Source organism: Streptomyces sp. rh34, assembly GCF_002551245.1.
In the GTDB taxonomy this organism is placed as follows: domain Bacteria; phylum Actinomycetota; class Actinomycetes; order Streptomycetales; family Streptomycetaceae; genus Streptomyces.
This window is the reverse complement of the sequence record NZ_NTGZ01000318.1, coordinates 1-7,811: the sequence shown is the minus strand read 5'-3', so window position 1 is coordinate 7,811 and position 7,811 is coordinate 1. Positions and strand designations below refer to the sequence as shown.

At 74.1% G+C, this 7,811-nt stretch carries 7 protein-coding genes; 1 reads left to right on the top strand and 6 read right to left on the bottom strand.

What is annotated here, in order from left to right:
• Window positions 1-423: adenosylcobinamide amidohydrolase (locus CR470_RS33785; RefSeq protein ID WP_179892460.1), on the bottom strand; the 423-nt coding region annotated here is incomplete at its 3' end.
• A gap of 227 nt (window positions 424-650) precedes the next feature.
• On the opposite strand from CR470_RS33785, the gene CR470_RS33780 reads away from it, so the two are divergent.
• Window positions 651-1,688: a PRC and DUF2382 domain-containing protein gene (locus tag CR470_RS33780; RefSeq protein ID WP_097871262.1), complete on the top strand. Its 1,038-nt coding sequence runs from the start codon at window positions 651-653 to the stop codon at window positions 1,686-1,688.
• 267 nt (window positions 1,689-1,955) lie between these two features.
• Here CR470_RS33780 and CR470_RS33775 read toward each other — a convergent pair whose 3' ends face one another.
• The 5 genes from CR470_RS33775 to CR470_RS33755 form a co-directional block, all read right to left on the bottom strand.
• Complete coding sequence (locus tag CR470_RS33775) at window positions 1,956-3,179, bottom strand: beta-ketoacyl-[acyl-carrier-protein] synthase family protein (protein ID WP_097871261.1); 1,224 nt, start codon at window positions 3,177-3,179, stop codon at window positions 1,956-1,958.
• On the bottom strand, window positions 3,176-3,451 hold the full coding sequence (locus CR470_RS33770; protein WP_097871260.1) for an acyl carrier protein: 276 nt from the start codon (window positions 3,449-3,451) through the stop codon (window positions 3,176-3,178). Before CR470_RS33770 ends, CR470_RS33775 begins: the two co-directional genes overlap by 4 nt.
• 105 nt (window positions 3,452-3,556) lie before the next feature.
• A complete protein-coding gene (locus CR470_RS33765; RefSeq protein WP_179892461.1) occupies window positions 3,557-5,584 on the bottom strand; it encodes an acyl-CoA dehydrogenase family protein in 2,028 nt (675 codons plus the stop codon).
• 73 nt (window positions 5,585-5,657) lie between these two features.
• On the bottom strand, window positions 5,658-6,914 hold the full coding sequence (locus CR470_RS33760) for a beta-ketoacyl-[acyl-carrier-protein] synthase family protein (RefSeq protein ID WP_097871258.1): 1,257 nt from the start codon (window positions 6,912-6,914) through the stop codon (window positions 5,658-5,660).
• Window positions 6,898-7,811 (bottom strand): beta-ketoacyl-ACP synthase 3 (locus CR470_RS33755; RefSeq protein ID WP_097871257.1); only part of this gene is annotated, 914 nt, incomplete at its 5' end. The genes CR470_RS33755 and CR470_RS33760, both read right to left, overlap by 17 nt.

The window sequence follows — 7,811 nt, the reverse complement described above, 5'->3', positions numbered from 1 at the left end:
GTCGGGGGCCGCCGCCCAGCCCCGTACGCCGAGGCCGGCGGTGACGGTCGCGGCGACGCCACCGTCGTGGCCGGTCGTGTACGCGGCGACGTCGGCCGCGGTCATCAGCCCGGCGCCCGGCCCGGTGAGCCCCTCCGCGGCGGCGATCTCGGCGAGGTGTCGGTCCGGGTCGAAGCGCGGGTAGCCACCGGGAACCTGGGCGTTGAGGATCCAGGCCCGGGGGCCGATGCCACCGCCGAGAACCGCGCTGCTGCAGACCCGGACGCCGGGCCCCAGCCGCCAGAGCAGGTGGTGGAGCCGGCGCCCGTCCTCGTGCCGGTCGCGCAGTTCGCCGCGTTGCGCGGGCGGCCGGAGGCGTACGGAAGAGATGGCGCACCCCTGGTGGCTCGGCGGGTCGGCGGTGGTCGGGCCTTCGGCCGCCACGGTCCGCCGATCATATCGGGACCCGGGATCTCACCCGATTGGCCTAACGGGCGCCAGGGCGGCACGGTGCCGCAGCACGGGCCCGGGGCCCCGCACCGGGCTGCCGGGAGCCCTGATCCGGGCGGGCGGCCGGTTGCAGCGTCCATGCGGGTGAGGCGCGATGGAATCCGGACGCGCCACCTCTGGTGGAGCCACCCACAGGGCGTGCCCGAGAGGAGGAATCGGTTATGGGAGCCGCTGACGGTTTCACGGATTCCGGAGAACTCGACGGTCTGACCGTGTACGACAACGACGGCGAGAAGGTCGGCAGTGTGGGTCGGGTGTACGTCGACGACGACACAGGCAAGCCCGACTGGGTCACGGTCAAAACCGGCCTGTTCGGCATGAAGGAGAGCTTCGTCCCGCTCGCCGGAGCCCGTCGCGTGGGCTCCGACCTGCACGTGGCGCATCCGAAGGACAGCGTCAAGGACGCACCGCGCGTGGACGCGGACGCGCACCTCTCCGTGGCCGAGGAGGAGGAGCTGTACCGGCACTACGGCCTGACCAGGAAATCCGGGAATCTCGGTGAGAACCGGTCGGCGGGCATGGACGCGCCGACCGTCGCCGGGACCGGTGCGATGGGTGCGGCGGGCGCCGCCGGCACGGCGGGCGCGGCCCGTGGCACCGGAACGGCCCCCGGCGCGAAGGCGACCGGGAAGGCGGGCACGGGCGCCGGGACCACCGGCGCGGGAACGACGGGAGCGGGCATGGCAGGAGCAGGCAGCGGTACGGGCAGGCACCGTGACACGGACGCCTCCACCACGGCACGCCCGCTGGCGGGCGCGGGCACGTCCCGGTCGGCCGACATGGGCGGCCGGGAGGAGATGATCCGCTCCGAGGAGCAGCTGCACGTCGGCAAGGAGGAGTACGAGAGCGGCAGGGCACGGCTGCACAAGTACGTGGTGACCGAGGAGGTCACCCGGACCGTGCCCGTGTCCCACGAAGAGGTCCGCGTGGTCCGCGAACCGCTCCAGCCCGGTGAGAAGACCACCGGGACGACGGACTTCGGCGAGCAGGACGTCGAGGTCACGCTGCACGCGGAGCGCGCCACCGTACGCAAGGAGGCCGTGCCGGTGGAGCGGGTCCGGCTGGAGACCAACCGGGTCACCGAGCAGAAGGAAGTCTCCGCCGAGATCCGCAAGGAGAAGATCGACTACGCGGACGGCAAGGACATGGGCACGGGCAAGGACGCCGGTGGTGAGTTCGGCCAGGGGCGTCGCCGCTGACGCGCTCATCCTCAGGTGGCCACACGGCCGCTCCCAGTCCTCGGCCGCCGGGCGGGCTCGTTCAACGGGTCCGCCCGGCGGGCTGTCCGGCGGGGCGACCGCACGGGCCGCGGAGACATCCTCGGTGATGACCTCGGCCGGTGCCGCGGCGGACGGTTGTGCGCGGGGCCGACGCGGGGCGCGATCGGCCTGTCGCACCGGCCCGGGCGGATTCCGCCCGGGCTTCGGCGCCCCCGGGGGAGCAGCCCGGGGTTGAACAGCCCGGGGTTACGGAGCCTGGAGGGCGATCACCGCGTTCTGGCCGCCGAAGCCGAAGGAGTGGCTGACGGCCCGCCGTACGGGCGCCTCGCGCGGGACCTTGGTGACGCAGTCGATGTCGAACCCGGGCTCGGGGGTGTCCAGGTTCGCGATCGGGGGGACCACGCCGTGCTGGAGCGTGAGGATCGTCAGGCCCGCCTCGATGGCGCCGGCCGCCCCCATGCAGTGGCCCAGCACGCCCTTGGGGGCGGTCACGGGCGGCCGGTGCGGATAGGAACGGCCGATGAGGGCGGCTTCGGTGGCGTCGTTGAGGGGGGTCGACGTGCCGTGCGCGTTGACGTGGTCGACGTCCTCGGCACGCCAGCCCGCGTCGCGCAGCGCGGCGTCGACCGCCGCCCGTGCGACCTCCCCGGACGGGTGGGGGCTGGTGGGGTGATGGGCGTCGGTGGTGGCGCCCGCGCCCGCGATCAGCGCCCGGGGGACGGCTCCTCTCGCCCGGGCGTCCTCCGCCCGCTCCAGGACCATGATGGCCGCACCCTCGCCCATGACGATGCCGGCCCGGTCCGCGGCGAAGGGGCGGCAGAGGCGGGCGGGGTCGCCGTCCCGCAGTGCTGCCGCGCCGGAGCGGGCGAAGCCGGTCATGGCGACCGGGAACACGATCGACTCGGTGGCCCCGGCGATGGCGATGTCGCACTGGCCCAGCGTCAGCATGTCCCGGGCCACCGACAGCGCGGTCACCCCGGACGAACAGGCCGTGCACGGGGCCAGGCTGGGGCCGGTGGCCCTCATCCGGATGGCGATCTCGGCGGCGGGCATGTTCGGGATGGTCAGCAGGATGCCCGAGGGCGAGGTGGCCGCGGGGCCCCGCCGCTCCAGGACGACGGCCTGTTCGGTGAGTCCGGCGGATCCTCCGCTGCTGGTGCCGACGACGACGGCGACCCGGGCGCTGTCCCAGTGCGCCGGGTCGAGCCCGGCGTCGGCGACCGCTTCCCGGGCGGCCAGGAGGGCGAACTTGACGTACCGGCCCATCCGGAACGCGGTCCGGCCGCCGACCGCTTCTTCGAGGTCGATGCCGGAGACCGTACAGGCGAAGTCGACTTCGCAGCCCAGCAGTTCGGGGACGGTGCGAGCGGTCGACACGCCCGCGCAGACCCCGTCCCAGGTGGTGTCGGTGGTGTTGCCGACCGGAGTGATCATCCCCAGCCCGGTGACGGCGATGGCGGGTCGCTTCATCGGGTGTTGCTCACCGGCACCGTGGCCTCGGCCGCCGCGCTGCCGACGGCGGCGTCGATGTACGCGGAGATGTCGGCCAGCGTGGCGTCCTTGTACAGCTTCTCCGAGTCCGCGTCGACGCCCAGGGTCTCCTTGATGACGACGGCGAACTCGGCGACCGCGAGGGAGTCCATCTCCAGGCTGTCCATCGTGGACTCAGGCAGGATCTCGGCGGCGGGCACCTTGAACGTCCCGGTCAGCACCTCGGTGATCTTGGGGTGGATGGTCTTCATGGTGGTTCCTCTCATCGGTGTCTCATCGACGTGGTCGCGTCCTGCGCGGCGGGCACCTGAACGCGGCGACCCACCGCCGGAATTAACTGGATGGCAATCTTCCGGTTACGCCTTCGGGCGAACCGATTCGTCTACGCTCACCTGCGGCTTCTCGAACCACCGGGAGAGCATGGATGTGGTTCCCCAGTACGCCAGCAGGACCCCGCGGGTACCGAGCGCCGCCACCTTCTCGCGCAGCGGGCGCCTCCTGCTGCCACAGACGGGCCGCCGGAACTCCGCCGCTCGGCCCCGGATCCCCGCCCTGCGCCCCCGGTGCCAGGGCCCCTCCGGGTCGTCGTAGACGTCCACGTAACCGGGTCCGGCGATCGGCCAGTCCGACATCAGGCGCTCGGGGAGCGCGAAGGACTCCACCAGGGCGGGGGTGTGTTCGGCCACCACGGCGACCGCGTCCTCCACCGCGTCGGGCAGCAGGGTGACCTGATCGGCGGTCAGCCGTCCGGACGCGAGCAGGTCGCCGCTGTTGCCGGCGATCCACCGGAGCGCGAAGAGCCTGCGCAGCTCGGCCAGCCGTTCGCGCGCCGCCCCCTCGGGCAGGGAGGCGACGGCCTCGGCGTACGCCTCGTCCGCCTGCCGGTAGGCGTGCGCCTCGACGCCGCGCAGCGCGGCCGAGGAGGCCGCGTTCCACCGGCCGAGCGGGTCGCCGGGCGGGGCGGCGCCCATCCGCTCGCGGGCGCGGGCGAACCAGAGGTCCTCCACGGCCGCGAACAGCCGTCCGAGGAAGGCGGGGTCGCCCGTATCGCCGGGGACGTCCGTATCGCCGGGGACGTCCGGGGCCGGTTCCCGGCCGGTGGCGCTGAACAGCATCTCGGCGGCGGCCTTGGCGTGCACGGCGAGGTTGTCGCCCTCGGCGGTGATCGCGCCCTCGATGCCGGTGAACAGCTCGGTCATGCCGTTGTTCTCCAGGAGCCCCTGCGCGCCGCACCGTTCGCGGCATTCGACGATGACGGCGCGCGCCTGCCAGGTGATCCACCCCTTGGCGACGGCCACCAGGCGCTCCGCCTCGCCCCGGTCGGCCTCCGGGGCCGACTCCCAGCGGTCCAGCGCCCTGCGGTGCAGCAGGCTCATCGCGTAGACGGTGGCCATCGCTCCGGCCAGCGGCCCGTGGTGGGTGCGGTGCGCGTACACCGGGATCCGCCGCGCGGCGCGCGATCCGGAGATCATCCGGTGGCCGGCGTATCGGACGGCGATGGCCAGAGTGACCCGGGCGGAGCCGACCGCGCAGGCGCTCATGGAGAGCTTGCCGGGGATGACCCGGCCGATGGAGGCGAGGAACCGCCTTCTGCGGTTGGGTACTTCGCTGTGCACGTGCCCGTCGTCGCCGATCCACCCCTGCTGTCCGGCGAGCAGCGCGTCGCGCGGGACGAAGCGGCGGTCGAACGAGGTCAGGCAGTGGTCGACCGGGGAGCCCATCCGGGCGGGCAGCCGCCGCACCCGGACGCCGGGCAGGGCGCGGTGGGCGTCGGTGAGCGGGACGAGGAAGAGGAAGACCCCGTGGTCGGCGCCGTCGACGAGCAGCCGGGCCGCGACCACACCGGACTTGGGGCCTCCGGCGGGGCTGGTGTTGGGCATGAACTTCTGCGCCCCGGCGTGCGGGGTGTGCAGCACGAAGCCGTCGCGTTCACGGTCGTACGTCGCGGTCGTCTCGATGGCCGCCGCGTCGTTGCCGTGCGCCACCTCCGTACAGAGGAAGGTGCCCACGCGCCGCAGCGCGAGGAAGTCCGACAAGTCGCGGCGTGTGCCCGCGTCGTGGTCGAGGAGGCTGCCGAGGAAGAGGTTGTAGTGGATGCCCGCCACGGTGGTCAGCGCCGGGTCGGCGGGGCCGAGCCACTCGTGCAGGGCGGCCAGCGCCCGGGGGTCGGCGGCCAGTCTCGCGCCGCTGTCGAGCGCGCTGTTGAGGATGCGGAGGCGGTGGTAGGAGAGGGCGAGTCGCTCGTCGGGGGTGCCGCCACCGGGTCGGCGAAATGGTTCCGTTGTGAGCAGTCGGCGCCAGAACCCGTGCTCCTGACGGAAGTTCGGTCCGAAGAGCACCGCGGTGAGCAGGTCGTTCGTGGACGGCGGGGCCGCGTCGTTCATGATTACGGTCACAACAAAGTAACGATCAAGGAACGGCGAGGACACCCCCGCCGTCCCGAAATGCCCCTGGGAATCAGGCGCGTTGGAAAGCCAGAGCGACGTTGTGGCCGCCGAAGCCGAAGGAGTGGCTCACGGCCGTCTCGATCCGCTGCCGACGGGGCTCCTTGGTCACGCAGTCGAGCGGGAAGGCGTCGGGGAGCGCGTCCAGGTTGGCGATCGGCGGAATGGCGGAACGTTCCAGCGTCAGGACGGTGGCCACCGCCTCGATCGCGCCCGCCGCCGCCAGGGTGTGCCCGACGACGCCCTTGGGCGCGGTCACCGGCGGCCGGTGCGGGAAGAGCCGGGAGATGAGGGTGGTCTCCATGGCGTCGTTGAGGGGTGTGGAAGTGCCGTGGGCGTTGATGTGGTCGACGTCGGACGGCGTCCAGCCCGCCTGGTCCAGCGCCGCCCGGACCGCCCGCTGGGCACCGTACCCGTCGGGGGCCGGGGCGGTGGGGTGATGGGCGTCCGTGCTGGACCCGGCCCCGGTGAGCAGGGCGCGCGGGCGGCCGCCCCGGGCGCGGGCGGCCGCCTCGCGTTCCAGGACGAGCATGGCGGCGCCCTCGCCGATGACGAAACCGTCCCGGTCGGCGGCGAACGGGCGGGACGCGCCCGCCGGGTCGCCGGTGCGGGTGGAGAGCGCGCCCATCCGGGCGAAGGCGGTGACGACCAGCGGGGTCAGCACCGACTCCGCGCCGCCCGCCACCACCACGTCGCAGCTGCCGCCGAGCAGGAGGTCACGGGCGACGGCTACGGCGGTGGCGCCGGAGGCACAGGCGGTGGCGGGGGCGAGGCTCGGTCCGCCCGCCTTCAGCGCGATGGCGACCTCGCCCGCCGCCGCGTTGGGAATCATCATCGGGACGAGCAGGGGGGACACCGCCTCGGGGCCCGAGGCGGCCAGCTTGGCCGCGTTGTCCACCAGGACGGAGACGCCGCCGACGCCCACGCCGAGGACCACCCCGACCCGGCTGCCGTCCCACCGTGCCGGGTCGAGGCCGGCGTCGGCGACGGCCTGCCGGGCGGCCACCAGCGCCAGCTTCACGAACCGGGCCATCCGCCACACCGACCGGCCGCCCACCGCGTCGTCCAGGTCGATGCCGTCGACCGGACAGGCGAAGTCGACCGGCAGACCGGCCAGTTCCTCGCACCGCCGGGCGGTGGAGTGCCCGGAGCACAGCCTCTCCCAGAAGCTGTGCTCGTCCGCCCCTGCGGGTGTCACCAGGCCGACCCCCGTCACCGCGATGGCGGTGCCGGTTCCGGCCTCGGTGCCCTGGTCAGCGGGGAGCGACATGCTGTGTTCCTTCCGTAGAATCCGTGGAAATGGTCCCCGGGGCCCCCGGCCAGCGGAGTGCCGCCGACCCCCAGGTCAGTCCGCCCCCGAAGGCGGTGAGCAGCACCCGGTCGCCGGAGCGGAGACGGCCTCGGCCCGCCGCGTCGGCCAGGGCCAGCGGGATGGAGGCGGCGCCGGTGTTGCCGACCCGCTCCACATGGGTCACGCAGCGCTGCGGCGCGATGCCGACCCGCTCCGCGACGGCGTGCAGGATCCGGGCGTTGGCCTGGTGCGGCACGAAGCGGTCGACCTCGGCCGGGTCCCAGCCGACCCGGTCCAGGAGCGTCCGGCAGGAGCCGGTCATCCGCTCGACGGCGTGCTGGTAGACGGTGCCGCCCTGCATACGGAAGAACCCGTCGTCCAGGGCCGGCGGCTCTCCGCTCGCCCGCGCGCGGGCCCCGCCGCCGGGGACGGTGATCAGGTCGTAGCCCCTGCCGTCGCTGCCCAGGTCGAACGCGAGCAGCTCCCCGGGATCGCCCGAGCGCCCGGCCGCCACCAGGGCGGCGCCCGCCCCGTCGCCGAAGACGACGCCCGCCGAGCGGTCGGCCGGGTCGAGCCAGGTCGAGTAGACGTCGGCGCCGACCAGCAGGATTCGCCCGTAGAGACCCGAGGCGACCAGCCCGTGGCAGACGGCGAGTCCGTAGACGAAGCCGCTGCACACGGCGGCGATGTCCAGGGCCGGCACGGTGCCGAGCCCGAGCCGCGCCGCCAGTGCGGGGGCGGTGCCCGGACAGAGGTGGTCGGGGGTCGCGGTGGCGAGGACCACCGCGTCCACCTCGCCCGCCGCCGGGGCGCGGGCCAGCAGCCGGGAGGCCGCCTCGTAGGCGAGGTCCCCGGTGGCGACGCCCGGTCCGGCGC